Origin of the sequence: Streptomyces durbertensis (assembly GCF_014156695.1) — a bacterium.
Classification (GTDB): Bacteria; Actinomycetota; Actinomycetes; order Streptomycetales; family Streptomycetaceae; genus Streptomyces; species Streptomyces durbertensis.
The window spans coordinates 1-13,608 of the sequence record NZ_WMLF01000115.1; the positions used below are offsets into that span (position 1 = coordinate 1).

At 74.1% G+C, this 13,608-nt stretch carries 11 protein-coding genes; 4 read left to right on the top strand and 7 right to left on the bottom strand.

What is annotated here, in order from left to right; all coding sequences use genetic code 11:
• Positions 1–394 precede the first annotated feature (394 nt).
• Entirely contained in the window at positions 395–3,148 is a 2,754-nt protein-coding gene (locus tag GL263_RS28845) for a helix-turn-helix transcriptional regulator (RefSeq protein ID WP_182855339.1), read from the bottom strand.
• A 164-nt stretch (positions 3,149–3,312) separates the two neighbouring features.
• Here GL263_RS28845 and GL263_RS10465 point away from each other — a divergent pair, with 164 nt between their 5' ends.
• The 3 genes from GL263_RS10465 (at position 3,313) to GL263_RS10475 (ending at position 5,548) form a co-directional block, all read left to right on the top strand.
• On the top strand, positions 3,313–3,915 hold the full coding sequence (locus tag GL263_RS10465; protein ID WP_182855340.1) for an ATP-binding protein: 603 nt from the start codon (positions 3,313–3,315) through the stop codon (positions 3,913–3,915).
• Between the two features lie 155 nt (positions 3,916–4,070).
• Positions 4,071–5,144, top strand: a complete 1,074-nt coding sequence (locus GL263_RS10470) for an enoyl-CoA hydratase/isomerase family protein (protein ID WP_182855341.1) — start codon at positions 4,071–4,073, stop codon at positions 5,142–5,144.
• Positions 5,145–5,236: 92 nt separating this feature from the next.
• Positions 5,237–5,548, top strand: a complete 312-nt coding sequence (locus GL263_RS10475) for a hypothetical protein (protein WP_182855342.1) — start codon at positions 5,237–5,239, stop codon at positions 5,546–5,548.
• Between the two features lie 43 nt (positions 5,549–5,591).
• Here GL263_RS10475 and GL263_RS10480 read toward each other — a convergent pair whose 3' ends face one another.
• The 6 genes from GL263_RS10480 to GL263_RS10500 form a co-directional block, all read right to left on the bottom strand.
• Complete coding sequence (locus tag GL263_RS10480; RefSeq protein ID WP_323379337.1) at positions 5,592–6,053, bottom strand: lamin tail domain-containing protein; 462 nt, start codon at positions 6,051–6,053, stop codon at positions 5,592–5,594.
• Between the two features lie 212 nt (positions 6,054–6,265).
• Complete coding sequence (locus GL263_RS10485; RefSeq protein WP_182855343.1) at positions 6,266–6,502, bottom strand: hypothetical protein; 237 nt, start codon at positions 6,500–6,502, stop codon at positions 6,266–6,268.
• 105 nt (positions 6,503–6,607) lie between these two features.
• Positions 6,608–7,519, bottom strand: a complete 912-nt coding sequence (locus tag GL263_RS10490; protein ID WP_323379338.1) for a glutaminase — start codon at positions 7,517–7,519, stop codon at positions 6,608–6,610.
• Between the two features lie 58 nt (positions 7,520–7,577).
• The gene (locus GL263_RS28070) at positions 7,578–8,066 is read right to left on the bottom strand and encodes an ATP-binding protein (RefSeq protein WP_228456372.1); all 489 of its coding nucleotides are present in this window, start codon (positions 8,064–8,066) and stop codon (positions 7,578–7,580) included.
• 350 nt (positions 8,067–8,416) lie between these two features.
• Positions 8,417–9,184, bottom strand: a complete 768-nt coding sequence (locus tag GL263_RS10495) for an enoyl-CoA hydratase/isomerase family protein (RefSeq protein WP_182855344.1) — start codon at positions 9,182–9,184, stop codon at positions 8,417–8,419.
• Positions 9,185–9,273: 89 nt separating this feature from the next.
• Entirely contained in the window at positions 9,274–10,428 is a 1,155-nt protein-coding gene (locus GL263_RS10500; protein ID WP_182855348.1) for a L,D-transpeptidase, read from the bottom strand.
• A gap of 674 nt (positions 10,429–11,102) precedes the next feature.
• Here GL263_RS10500 and glgX point away from each other — a divergent pair.
• Complete coding sequence (glgX, locus tag GL263_RS10505) at positions 11,103–13,388, top strand: glycogen debranching protein GlgX (protein ID WP_182855345.1); 2,286 nt, start codon at positions 11,103–11,105, stop codon at positions 13,386–13,388.
• Positions 13,389–13,608: the final 220 nt, after the last annotated feature.

Here is a 13,608-nt window from a genome sequence, read left to right on the forward strand (position 1 = left end):
GGCGCGGGGTGCGCCCGCGACGGTCGCCGGGCTGAGCCCCGCGGTTCTGCCGTGCGAGGGCGTGTCGGCGGTGACGTGCGTGGTCCGTGCGGTGGCTGGTCTTGTGGACTCGCACCGCGGCGCGTCACCGTCGCCGACAGGCCGAAGGTGTTTCCCCCGGGCGGCGTTCGCGATGGATGTCCCACCACCGCGAACGTGTGTCCGACCGACTGGTTGGGTCGAAGCTAGGGCGTCGGCGGCGCCCTTCGGAATACGCGTCCGGTGATCTACGGATACGTAATTAACTCCACCCCGCCGCTATGCCGTACTTGGACACAATCGCCTGGTCAGAGCGGGTTTACGGGCAAGCGCCCGGCGTCCGCTGAGCGGACGGGCCGTCGGCCGCCGCGGCTGCTCAGTCCGGGACGAGGTCCTGGCGGGACTGGATGCCGAGCTTGCGCATCGCCCGTGCGACGTGCTGTTCGACGGTGCGCGGCGACAGGTGCAGGGTGGCGCCGATCTCCCGGTTGGTGAGCCCGGCGGCGGCCAGCTCCGCCACCTCGCGTTCGCGCGGTGAGAGGCGGTCTCCGTACCCGGGCCGGCCCGGGGAGCGGCGGCCGCGTTCGGGCCGGTGGGCGCGGAGCAGTGCGCGGGCGCGGGAGGCGTCCCAGATGGCGCCCAGTTCGACGAACGCCTCGACCGCCTCGGTGAGTTGGTCGGTGTCCGGGGTCAGGTCGCCGTCCTCAGCGGCGTGCGCGCAGCGGAAGCGGGCTTCCGCGGTCAGCGCACGGTGGTAGGGGCGCCCGAGCTCGGCGTACCGCCGGCTGGCGCGGCCGAGGAGCTCCACCGCGTTCGCGGGCTCGCCGTCGGCCTCGGCGAGCAGGGCCTGGCACCACAGCAGCGCGATCCGCGCCGACGGCGCATCGCGCCCCTCAAGCCCGGCGGCGAACTCCGTGACCATCTCGTGGGCGGCGGTGGCGCCGGCGTGCCGCACGGTCGCCTCGATCGCCCACGGGGCGAGTTCGGCCGCCCACACCCACACCTCGGACTTGCGCACCCGGGCCCACGCCTCCGCGGCCTCCTCGGCCGCGCCCGCGACGTCGTCCCGGGCGAGGGCGAGCCGGATGCGGGCCCCGGACGCCGCCGCCACCAACGGCACCGAGCCCTGCGCGGGCGCCGGGATGCCCTCGCCGTTCAGCCACTGGCCCATCTGCGCCCAGTCGCCCCGGGCCAGCGCGAGTTGGCCGAGTACGACGCGGGCGTCCTCGGCGATCATCGGCATCTGGCCGGACTCGGCCACGTGCGCCTCGCAGCGGCCGGCAAGCCCCGCCCACCGCCCGGTGGACCAGTCCAGCAGCAGGCCGGTGCCGTGCCCGGTCTGCTCCTGGTAGGAGGCGCCGCTGCGGGCGGAGTGGTACAGGCCCTCCTCGAGCAGCTTGGCCGCCCGGTCGTAGTGGCCGAGCAGCACGGCGGCGTCCGCGCAGTTGCACAGCCCCCGGGCGACGTGCTGGGAGTCGGCCGGGTCGATGCCGTCGCGCGGCAGCTCGTCCAACAGCCGCCAGGCGTCCGGGTCACCGATGCCCAGCAGCACGGAGACGGTGTTGGCGGCGACGGCCAGCTTCACGGTCTCGTCCCCGCTGTCCTCGGCGGCGCGCTGCGCCCGCCTGAGCCAGGACATGCAGTGGCTGAAGGACGCGGTGGGCCAGTACGGGATGGCCAGCGAGGACATGACGCGCGCGGTCAGGGCGGGCTGGTCGCCCAGCTCCTCCACCGCGCGTTCCATCTCCGCCCGCCCCTCGACCGCCAGGCCGAGCTGGTTGGCGAGCAGCAGGCCGAGGTCGAGGCGTACCCGGCCGCGCACCTCGGCGGGCAGTTCCCGGTCCTCCACGATGTGCCTGAGCACTCCGACCGTCTGGTCCGAACGAAGCCCGACCACCGCGCTGTTGGCGAGCAGCGGGGCCAGCCGGAGCCGGGCCTGCGCGGGCAGCGACGGGTGGCCCAGCGCCTCCTCCAGCAGCCGCACCGCCCGCTGGTGCTCGCCGCGCTGCGCGAAGCCGGAGGCGGCGCGTTCGACGGCCCGCGCCCAGCCGCCGAAGTGCCCGCTCTCTCGGCGGTGTTGGGCGACCCGTGCCCACGGCACCGGCTGCCGTCCGGCCAGCACCTCCCCGGCGGCGCGGTGCAGCCGGGACCGGTCAGGGCCGGGTATGCGGGCGGCCAGCGCCCGCGCGGCCAGCGGGACGGCAAAGCCGTACCGGTCGGCGGCGAGCTGCTGGACGACGGCGGCGTCGAGGGCGGCGGTCAGCGCCGGAGCGGCCTCCGCCACCGGCAGCCCGGCCGTGCGGGCCAGCTCCCGCAGGCTGGCCGGCTCGGCCAGGACGGCGGCGGCGTGGGCCAGTTCGCGGGCCGCGCCGGTGAGCCGGGCGGCACGGCCGAGTACCAGGTCGGAGAGGCGCGGCGGCACACCGGCGGCGTCGACGTCGGCGGCGGTCCGGCGCCGCCGGTGGTCGACGTCACCGGCGACGAGCATGCGCAGCAGGTCGGCGACGACCTGGGCAACGCCGCCGGAGAGCCGGTGCAGCCGGGGCACCAGGTCGGGCGCGACCCGGTCGGCGCCGAGCGCGGCGTGTACCGCACCGGCCGTCCACTCCTCGTCCCGCGGGCCGACCTCCTGGTGCAGCACGGTCGACTCGGCCGGGTAGCCGACGGGTTCGCGCAGCGGCAGGCCGGGATGCGGCAGTTCCTCCGGTCGGTGGGTGAGGACGACGGACAGCCCGGGCGACGGGCGTTCGAGCAGGTCGCGCAGGGCGGCGGCGATCGTCTCGCCCGCCAGGTGCACGTCCTCGACCACCAGCAGCCGACGGCCGGCACCCCGGGCGAACCCCGCCAGCCTGGCCCGTACGTCGGGTGCGGCCGGGTCGGCGTCGAAGGGCCCGTCATCGGAGGCGACCAGCTCGTTCCGCGTGCAGCGCAGCTCCAGACGCGGCACCCCGTGCGGGTCGGCCGCCTCCACACGTGCGGCCAGCCGGCGCACCAGCTCGCTCTTGCCCGTCCCGGCCGCACCGGCGAGCAGCAGGACCACGGGGGCGTCACCGGCCGTCAGCAGGGCGGCCGTCCGCCGCAGCGCCTCCCGGTCACCTTCCGTCACGTTCCCGGTGTCCTGTGGAGTCATGCGGCGTTTTCGCTTTCTTTGCGTATACGTACTTCCGACGTCCCTGATTGCACAGTCTCCACCGAGGCGGGCAGCTTGGCACCATCACCGGTGACAAAACCTCGCGAGACCGCGCGAAGCGGTCGCGGCGCCGGGAGCCGGCCTGGCTCTAAGGAGCAGCACTGATGAGCACAGCAGCACAGCCGTGGTCCAGCGCGGTCCTGACCTGCCCGGGCGAGAACGCGCCGGGCCGGTCGGCGGCCAGGGGCACCGCCGGGCGGCCCGGGTGGGAGCCCCGGCCGGAGGAGGTCACCGCGACCGCGATGACCACCCGGGCGTCCTGCTGTCTGGCCGCGACCCGGGAGGCCGCGCCGGCGATGCGGCACTTCGCGAGCGGGATGGCCCGCTGCTGGCTGCTCTCGGAGGAGGCCCGGGAGGCGGTGTCGGTGGTCGTCACCGAACTCGTCGCCAACGCGGTGCTGCACAGCGGCAGCCCCGAGGTGTCGCTGTTCCTCACGCTCTCCGCCGACACGCTGAACGTGGAGGTGCGGGACTCCGGGCGCTGGCGTCCGCGCCCGCGGCCGCGGGTGGAACCGCTGGACGCCGACGTGCAGTGCGGCCGCGGACTGCCGCTGGTCGAGGCGTACGCGTCGCGTACCGCGACACTGCCCTCGGCACGCGGCACCCGGGTCGTGGCCGAGATCGACCTGACTCCGGCGGACGGCCCCGCCGGGCGTCGGGAGGACCGGCGGGCCACCCCCCAGCGCCACGTCACCGGCATCGGCTGACGGGCGCCGCCCGCCCGGAGGGGCGCCGGCTTTCCCTCCGGCGCCCCTCCCCCCGCTTCCTCCGTCCCGCGCTGGTCAGGTCGCGGTCGGCGGCCGTAGGGTCGGCGGCGGGCGCGGCGCGTTCACGCGTTGACATCGGAGGGGAAGACCGCGGTATGCGAGACCACAGTGACCAGTCCGGCGGCGACCGGCCCGAGCGGCGGCCCGACGTGCTCGTCGAGCGGCGCGGGCGGGCCGGGTACCTCACGCTCAACCGCCCCCGGGCGCTCAACTCGCTCGACCACGGCATGGTCCGGCGGCTGACCGAGGCGCTGACCGCCTGGCGGGCGGACGACTCCGTGGAGGTGGTCGTCCTCTCCGGCGCGGGCGACCGCGGGCTGTGCGCGGGCGGCGACATCCGGGCGATCCGGGAGGACGCCAGAGCCGGCGGCGAGGCGAGCCTGGCGTTCTGGCGGGACGAGTACCGGCTGAACGCGTTGGTGGCGTCCTACCCCAAGCCGTACGTGGCGCTGATGGACGGCATCGTGATGGGCGGCGGTGTGGGTGTCTCCGCGCACGGCCGGGTGCGGGTCGTCACCGAGCGGTCGCGGGTGGCGATGCCGGAGACCGGCATCGGCTTCGTTCCGGACGTGGGCGGCACCTGGCTGTTGGCGCACGCCCCCGGCGAGCTGGGCACCCATCTGGCGCTGACCGCGCGGGCGGTCGGCGCCGCCGACGCCGTGCTGTGCGGACTCGCCGACCACCATGTGCCCGCCGCCCGGCTGCCGGAGCTGCGCGAGGCGCTGGCCGAGGAGGCGCCGGACCGGGCGCTGGCCCGGTTCGCCACCGAACCGGCGCCGGGCGAACTGGCCGGGCGGCGCGCGTGGATCGACCGCTGCTACGCCGCCGACGAGGTCGAGGACGTGCTGGCCGCGCTGGTGGCGGAGGACCTGCCGGAGGCCAAGGAGGCCGCCGAGCAGATCCACGCCAAGTCGCCGACCTCGCTGAAGGTCACGCTGCGCGCGCTCCGGCGGGCACGGCGGCTCGGCAGCCTGGAGGAGGCGCTGGAGCAGGAGTTCCGGGTCTCCAGCGCGGCGCTCCGGGCGCCCGACCTGGTGGAGGGCGTGCGGGCGCAGATCATCGACAAGGACCGGGCACCGCGCTGGTCGCCGCCGACGCTGCGGGAGGTCGCCGACGAGGACGTGGAGGCGTTCTTCGCGCCGTCGCCCGCCGGCCCGCTCTTCGGCTGAACCCGCCGCACGCGCGCCTGCCGGGCGCGGAGTCGCCGGGCGCGGAGTCGCGGGCGTAGGCGATGTCGGTGGCACGGCCTAAGGTCGGGCGTATGAGCTACTCAGACGTCCGGGAGCTTCGCACCGCGCTCCAGACGGCCACCGACATCGCCTACGACTGGGAGGCCAACCCGCCGGTCGACCAGCTCGCCGAGGTCTCCGACGCCTTGCTGCGCGCGCTGACCTCGGTGCGCGCGATGGAGAGCGAGCTGGGCGGGACGACGGGCTGCCGGGAGCATCCGCGGGGCGCCGTCGACCCGCTGTACGGCGACAAGGACGATCCGCTGCCTCCCGGCTGGGGCAGATGCCTGCTGTGCAACGACCGGCGCCGCCGGGCCGCCTCCGGCCGCCGCGCCTCCCGCTGACCGGCCCGCGCGGCGGCCGGGTCGGGGCGCGGCGGCCGCCGCCTCAGCAGTTCTTGTAGTCGACCTTCGTGGAGTTGTAGGAGCAGGTGTCCCGCAGGCTGCCGTCGGCCCGGCGCAGTGTCGCGGTGTCCTTGTCGTTGTTCCAGACGTAGGCCGCGCGCTGCTGGTAGACGGTCCCCGAGGTGTCCGTGCCCTTGCCCGTGCGCACGGTCACGGACTTGCCGGCCTTCAGGGTGAAGGTCTTGAAGGTGTACCTGTGGCCGGCCGCGTCGGTCAGCGTCCAACCGGTGAGCTTGACGCTCTTCGCCGTGCTGTTGGTGATGCGGACCCACTCGCCGTTGAGGCTGGTGTTGGAGCGGTCGTCCTTGCCCGGCGAGTCGTAGTAGATCTTCGCCAGGTGGACCGAGCCGGCGGCGTGCGCGGGCGCGGCGGGGCCCGCGAGCAGTCCGGCCGCGAGGGCGGCGACGGCGGCTGCGGGAAGGAGACGTATCGGGGTTCTGGACACAGCTGTGCTCCGCGATTGTCTGAAGGCGTCGGACGGCGTCCGCGCGCGGGGGACACGGTCGGCCGGGCGCGGCCGAGCGCGTGCCGCTGATGCTAGGCAGGAGCCGCCACCCCGTTCGGCGGTGTTCCCGGCGGTGTTACCGAATCAGGACATGACCGCCGTGTCCGGACGAAGACGCCGGATGGCGGGCGTCCCGGGCGGAAGGCGTCCGTTCAGACGTCGTCGCCGCGCGTGCCGCGCGGCGCGCGGGGGCCGGATCGCCGCCCGGTCCTGCGGGCGGCGGCCCGGCGGCGCGCGGTACGGGCCTCACGTACCTCGCGGGCCCTGGCCTGGCCGGCGACGCGGCGCTCCTCGTAGCCGGGAGGCTCCACGGTGTGCAGGCACTGGCCGCAGGCGTAGCCGCCCTCCGGGCCCTCGATGACCGGCCAGCCGCACTGGGCACACGTCATGGCGGTTCTCCACACCCCCTGAGTCGAATGTGGATCTTAGAGCACCACGGCGGACGAACCGACAGCTTCCGGCCACGTCTGGACGGGCCGCGCGCCGGGCGGTGCTCAGAACACCGACCAGTCGGAGCGCTCGGTGAAGTCCTCCAGCGCGGCGAGCGCGCCCACCGAGTTGCCGGCGGCGTCCAGTCCGGGGCTCCAGGCGCAGACCGCGCCCCGGCCGGGGACGATGGCGAGGACCCCGCCGCCCACGCCGCTCTTCCCGGGCAGGCCGACGCGGTAGGCGAAGTCGCCGGCCGCGTCGTAGGTGCCGCAGGTCAGCAGGACCGCGTTGATGCGCTTGGCGTCGCCCCTGCTGAGCAGCCGGCTGCCGTCGGCGCGCAGCCCGTGCCGGGCGAGGAAGCCGCCGGCGAGTGCCAGGTCGCGGCAGTCGGCACTGATGGAGCAGTGCGCGAAATAGTGGTCCAGTACGTCGTCGACGGGGTTGTGCAGGTTGCCGAAGGACGCCATGAAGTGGGCGAGGGCGGCGTTGCGGTGCCCGTGGCCGGCCTCGGACTCGGCCACCGCGCGGTCGGTGTCGATGGCCGGGTTGCCGCTCTCCTGCCGCAGGAAGTCGACGACGGCGCCCCGGGCGTCCCCGGTGAGGCTGAGCAGCGCGTCGGTGACGACAAGCGCGCCCGCGTTGATGAAGGGGTTGCGCGGGATGCCCTGCTCGGACTCCAGCTGGATGAGGGAGTTGAACGGGTTGCCCGACGGCTCGCGGCTCACCCGCTGCCACAGGGTGGCGCCGCCGTGCGACAGCGCGAGCGCCAGCGCGAACAGCTTGGAGATGCTCTGCACGGAGAACGGTTCCCGCCAGTCGCCGACCCCGTGGACCTCGCCGTCCACCGTCGCCAGCGCCATGCCGAAGCGCTGGGGATCGGCGCAGGCCAGCGCGGGGATGTAGTCGGCCGGGCGGCCCCGGTCCAGTACGGGTCGGGCGGCCTTCATGGCGTGCAGCAGCAGTTCCTGGTAGTTCACGCGTTCATTGTGTCCCGCCGCGGAACGCCGGGCTCCCCGGGGCGCCGGCCGCCGGGGGTCACTGCTCGACGACGCGCATCTCGAACCAGGTGGTCTTGCCGCGCGGCTGGAGGTCCACTCCCCAGCGGTCGGAGAGGCGTTCCACCAGCCACAGTCCGCGCCCGCTGGTGTCCATGGGCTGCACGGGCAGCAGGCACGGCAGCCCCCTGGAGGGATCCCGCACCTCCACGCGGACGCGGCCGCGGGTGCGGTACATCCGCAGTCCGAAGCGCTGGGCGCCGGTGTGCAGTACGGCGTTGCCGACCAGTTCCGACACGAGCAGCACGGTGTGCTCCACCAGTTGACCCGGGAGGCGCCACCGGTTGAGCAGGACCGTCTCGGCGAGTTGCCGCGCCACCTTGGCCGACTCGGGCCGGTTGGGCAGCTGCACCTCGTCGAGGCTGGGGTCGGCCACGGTGGTGAGGTCGTCGGGGCCGAGGCCCGCCCCGCAGTCGAGTGTCGGCGCTCCGGGCGCCCCGCCGTCCCGTTCCGCCATGCGTCCCGCCATGGGCAACATGATGGCCTCTCACATGGCCTTCTGTGCGCGGTCTGCGGGATTCGCCGGGCGGGCGCAACGGCCCCGATCCGGCCCTGAAACCGGCCGACCAGCCGGTAACCGGCGCGCCACCTGCGTCGATGCCCGCCACGCGGGGTGCGAGGACGATCACCGAAAGCGACAGCCGAGCGGCCGCTTAAGTCGCCCTTGAGGTTGTACTCATGTCACCTTGACGAAGATCGCACCCAAGAGTGACGCCGGACCCGCGCGAACGGCCGGACCCGGGGCGGGACCGGCCGTCGCTGACCGGCCGTCGGTGACCGGCCGTGAGGCGTGTGCCGCGGCGGGCGCCGCGGCACGGCTCAGCGGAACTTGGCCTTGCCGGGGCCGTCCTCCACGAAGCTGCGCATGCCGATCTCGCGGTCCTCGGTGGCGAACAGCCCGGCGAACCAGTTGCGTTCGATCGCCAGGCCGGTGTCGATGTCCGCTTCCAGACCGGCGTCCACGCACTCCTTCGCGGCGCGCAGCGCGATGGCCGGCCCGGCAGCCAGCCGGGATGCCCAGGCGTGCGCCTGCTCGTAGACCTCGGCGGCCGGCACGACCCGGTCGACCAGGCCGAGCGCCAACGCCTCCTCGGCCTTGACCATCCGGCCGGTGAAGATGAGGTCCTTCGCCTTGGACGGCCCGACCAGCCGGGACAGCCGCTGGGTGCCGCCGGCGCCGGGGATGAGGCCCAGCAGGATCTCCGGCTGGCCGAGCTTGGCGTTCTCCGCCGCGATCCGGTAGTCGGCGCACAGCGCCAGCTCGCAGCCGCCGCCCAGCGCGTAGCCGGTGACGGCCGCGACGACCGGCTTGGGAATGCGGGCCACGGCGGTGAAACTGTCCTGGAGGCCGCGGGACCTGGCGACCATGGCCGCGTGGTCCATGTCGCGCATCTCCTTGATGTCCGCGCCGGCGGCGAAGACCTTCTCGCCGCCGTAGAGGATCACGGCCCGGACGTCCTCCCGGTGGGTGGCCTCGGTGGCGAGTTCACGCAGCCGGTCCTGGGTGGCGATGTCCAGCGCGTTCATCGGCGGGCGGTCCAGCCGGATCGTGCCGACGCCGTCCGCGACCTCGAGATTCACAGTCATGGCGGCAGGGTAGCCGTGGGCCCCGCCGGTGTCGTGGGTGCGCCGCTGTGATCCGGCCTACGCCCGCGGCGGGGCGTAGGCCGGGCTCGTCACTGTTCCGCGCCCCACTGGCCCCACGGCATGTTCCACCCGTTGAGGCCGTTGTCCGGCTGGATGACGCGGTCCTTGGAGTTCCGCACCTCCACGACGTCGCCGATCATCGAGTTCCGGTAGAACCAGGCGCCCGGCACCCCCGGGTCGCCCCCGCCGCGCACGTCGTGCAGACCGACGCAGCCGTGGCTGACGTTGGCGGAGCCGAAGGTGCTCTTCGAGGCCCAGTAGTTGCCGTGGATGAACGTGCCGGAGGTGCTGAGCCGCATGGCGTGCGGCACGTCCTTGATGTCGTACTCGCCGCCGAAGCCGACGGTCGCGCCGTTCATCCGGGTGACCTTGTACCTCTCGCTGATCACCATCTTGCCGTTGTAGGTCTCGGTGCCCGGCGCGCCGGTGGTGACCGGGATCGTCTTGACCACCTTGCCGTCACGGCGGACCGTCATGGTCTTCTTCGCCGCGTCGACCACGCTGACCTGCGCCCGGCCGACGGTGAACGAGACCTTCTTCTCCTGCGTGCCGTAGACGCCGTCGGCCGCCTCCACGCCGTTCAGCCGCAGGTCGAGCGTGACCTTCGTGCCGGGCTTCCAGTACTTCTCGGGCCGCAGGTCCAGGCGGCGGTCGCCGAACCAGTGGCCCTTGATCTCCACCGCCGGCTCCGCGGTCACCTCGATGCCCCGGGCGACCTCCGCGCGGTTGGCGACGGCCCGGTTGAAGTTGATCGACACCGGCATGCCGACGCCGACCGTGGAGCCGTCCTCGGGCGTGAAGTAGCCGACGAAGGTGTCCTTGGCGACCAGCGTGGTGAAGGTGGCGTTGCGCGCCGCCTCACGGCCGTGCTCGTCCCGCGCGACGGCGTTGACCGTGTACCTGGTGGCGGTCGCCAGCGGGCGCTCCGGCTCCCACAGCGTCTTGCCCCGGGTGAGTCGCCCGGCGACCTCCCGGTCCTCGTCGTCCTTGACCGTGACCGTCGTCAGCCGGCCGTTGTCCGCGGCGACGCGCAGCCCGCCGGCGGTCGGCACGTCCTCCGCGCCGTCCTTCGGCGCGATCTTCACCACGGCCGTCGAGGCCCCGGTGGCCGGCTTGTCCGACGGCTTCTCACCGCCCTTGTCCTCGGCGCCGGCGCCACCGCCGCAGCCGGTCACCGCCAGCATCACCAACCCGAGCCCGGCGGCCGCCAGGCCCCCACGCGACCGCCACCGGACAGGACCTATCGCGGACTTCCTCACGACGGTTCCCCCTTCACACTGCCCACCGCGCGTCACCGCGCGACCTCCACGCCCCCTGCGCCACCACGTGGCGAAATCGGCCCTACCGACAAGAAGCGAACCACACGGGACCCCCACGCGAAGCCCTCTGGAATGTCACCGTTCCGTCCCGGTTTCCGACCGGCCCCGGGCCCGTGACCAGCAGGTCGCGTGACGTCACGACCGGACGGGCCGGGCGGGCGGCCGCCGGGCGGCCGGCGCGGCGCGACACGCCCGACGTGCCGTCAGCCCGGGTCACCCGAACGGCGCGCCGCACACCCGTTCGCCGCCACCTCGCCGAGGCCACCGAACGCGCCGCCGTCCGGGAACAAGTGCCCCTCGCCGCAACGGAGAACGAACATGTCGACCGGCGGTCCGCCACGAGCCGGGACGTCGCCGGTAGTGGGAAAGGTCGCACTCACGCGTGTGAGTGAGGCACCTCCTACGGGAAGAATCGCGGATAACCGGAACGAACGCGCGCCCCACACCGTCGTCCCCGAGCCGCAGGAGGCTGTCCACGTGCCCTGCACAGCGTCGCTGACCAGGTGCCGTACGCGGCTCCACCGAGGGGGATGACGCCCATGACGGAGACACACGCGGCCACCGGCCGCACCGAGCGGTCCGGCACCACGCGCCGGGCCGCCCCGGCGCCCGCCCGGGAGGGCCGGCGCCACGCCGCCCCTCAGGCCGACATCGAGCGGCGGCCGGTGTGGCCGGGCAGTTCGCAGCCGCTCGGCGCCCGCTACCACGTGGGCCCGGACGGCGTGTCCGGCACCAACTTCGCGCTGTGGGCGGGTGGCGCGGAGGGCGTGGAGGTGTGCCTGTTCGACGACGCGGGCAACGAGACCCGGCACCCCCTGACCGAGCTGACCCACGAGATCTGGCACGGCTTCCTCCCCGGCGTGCGCCCGGGCCAGCGCTACGGCTACCGGGTGCACGGCCGCTGGGACCCGTGGTCGGGGGCCCGCTGGAACCCGGCCAAGCTGCTGCTCGACCCGTACGCCCGGGCCGTGGACGGCGACTACACGCTGCCCGCCGAGGTGTACGGGCACGTCCGGGACTGGCCGGAGCAGCACCTGGCGGACACCGTCCGCGACAACCGCGACTCGGCGCCGCACGTCCCCAAGGGGGTGGTGGTGCACAGCGGCGGCACCAGCGGCGCGGACGACGAGTGGCTGGACGACCGCCGCCCGAAGACGCCGTGGGCCGACACCGTCCTGTACGAGCTGCACGTGCGCGGCTTCACCAAGCGCCACCCGGGTGTGCCCGAGCCGCTGCGCGGCACGTACGCGGGCCTGGCGCACCCGGCGGCGATCGAGCACCTCACCCGGCTCGGCGTCACCGCCGTGGAACTGCTGCCGGTGCACCAGTTCGCCCACGAGGACCATCTGCTGCGGCGCGGCCTGCGCAACTACTGGGGCTACAACTCCATCGGCTACTTCGCCCCGCACGGCGCCTACGCGGCGTACGGCACGCGCGGCCAGCAGGTCGGCGAGTTCAAGGAGATGGTGCGGCGGCTGCACGAGGCCGGCATCGAGGTCATCCTCGACGTCGTCTACAACCACACCGCCGAGGCGAGCGAGCTGGGGCCGATGCTGTCGCTGCGCGGCATCGACAACCGGGGCTACTACCGGCTCGCCGACGACCCGCGCCGCTACGCCGACTACACCGGCTGCGGCAACACCCTGCACGTCGTCCAGCCGCAGGTGCTGCGGCTGATCACCGACTCGCTGCGGTACTGGGTGCAGGAGATGGGCGTCGACGGCTTCCGCTTCGACCTGGCGGCGGCGCTCGCCCGGTCGATGCACGACGTCGACATGCTCTCCCCCTTCCTGGCGGTGATCGCGCAGGACCCGGTGCTGCGGCGGGTCAAGCTGATCGCCGAGCCGTGGGACGTGGGCTCCGGCGGCTACCAGGTCGGCGCGTTCCCGCCGCTGTGGACGGAGTGGAACGACCGCTACCGGGACGCGGCCCGCGACTTCTGGCGCGGCGCCCTGCCGGACGTGCGGGACCTGGGCTACCGGCTGTCCGGCTCCAGCGACCTGTACGCCTGGGGCGGCCGGCGCCCCTACGCCTCGGTCAACTTCATCACGGCCCACGACGGCTTCACCCTGCGCGACCTGGTCAGTTACAACCGCAAGCACAACGAGGCCAACGGCGAGGACAACCGGGACGGCACCAACGACAACCGCTCCTGGAACTGCGGCGCCGAGGGGAGGACGGGCGACGAGGAGGTCAACGCGCTGCGCAGGCGGCAGCTGCGCAACATGCTGACCACGCTCCTGCTGTCCACGGGTGTGCCCATGCTCGTCGCGGGTGACGAGATGGGCCGCACCCAGGGCGGCAACAACAACGCCTACTGCCAGGACAACAACATCGGCTGGCTCGACTGGTCGCTGCTGAAGGAGCCGGCCTGGCGGAACCTGTTCGACCTCACCGCCCGGCTGATCGCCCTCCGCCGCGCGCACCCGGTGCTGCGCCGCAAGGCGTTCTTCTCGGGCCGGCCGCACGGCCCCGAGGGACTGCGGGATCTCGCCTGGTTCGCGGCCGACGGCTCGGAGATGACGGAGGCGGACTGGTTCGCGCCCAGCAACACCCTGGGCATGTACCTCTCCGGACGGGACATCCCGCACCGGGACGCGCGCGGCGAGCAGGTCGTCGACGAGAGCTTCCTCGTGGTCCTGCACGCCGACCACCGGCCGCTGGACTTCCCGCTGCCGGGCCCCCCGTGGGCCGACTCCTACAAGCTCGTCGTCGACACCTCCCGGGAGTCCCAGTCCCGCGCCCCCGGCACCCGCGTACGGGCGGGTTCGACGGTGACCGTGCCGCCGCGCAGCGCGCACCTGTGGCAGGTGCGGTTCTCGTAGCGGCCCCGGCGCTCCTCACTCCCGACGGCCCCGGGCGGAACGTTCCCCCGGGGCCCCGATCCGGTGATCGTCACGGCCGGCCGTAACCTCCGCCGTGGCGACGGGAGTTGGGCCGACCATGCGCCGTCCCGCAACCGCCGCCCGGCTGGCGGTCCTCGCCGCCACCCTGGCGGCGGCCGCCGGATGCCTCACCGTCCCCGCACCCCCCGAACCAGCGCCC

Excerpts from the sequence above, each read along its gene's own strand:
- GL263_RS28845 (WP_182855339.1), bottom strand. The coding sequence starts at position 3,148 with ATGACTCCACAGGACACCGGGAACGTGACGGAAGGTGACCGGGAGGCG.
- GL263_RS10465 (WP_182855340.1), top strand. The coding sequence starts at position 3,313 with ATGAGCACAGCAGCACAGCCGTGGTCCAGCGCGGTCCTGACCTGCCCG.
- GL263_RS10470 (WP_182855341.1), top strand. The coding sequence starts at position 4,071 with ATGCGAGACCACAGTGACCAGTCCGGCGGCGACCGGCCCGAGCGGCGG.
- GL263_RS10475 (WP_182855342.1), top strand. The coding sequence starts at position 5,237 with ATGAGCTACTCAGACGTCCGGGAGCTTCGCACCGCGCTCCAGACGGCC.
- GL263_RS10485 (WP_182855343.1), bottom strand. The coding sequence starts at position 6,502 with ATGACGTGTGCCCAGTGCGGCTGGCCGGTCATCGAGGGCCCGGAGGGC.
- GL263_RS28070 (WP_228456372.1), bottom strand. The coding sequence starts at position 8,066 with ATGGCGGGACGCATGGCGGAACGGGACGGCGGGGCGCCCGGAGCGCCG.
- GL263_RS10495 (WP_182855344.1), bottom strand. The coding sequence starts at position 9,184 with ATGACTGTGAATCTCGAGGTCGCGGACGGCGTCGGCACGATCCGGCTG.
- GL263_RS10500 (WP_182855348.1), bottom strand. The coding sequence starts at position 10,428 with ATGCTGGCGGTGACCGGCTGCGGCGGTGGCGCCGGCGCCGAGGACAAG.
- glgX (WP_182855345.1), top strand. The coding sequence starts at position 11,103 with ATGACGGAGACACACGCGGCCACCGGCCGCACCGAGCGGTCCGGCACC.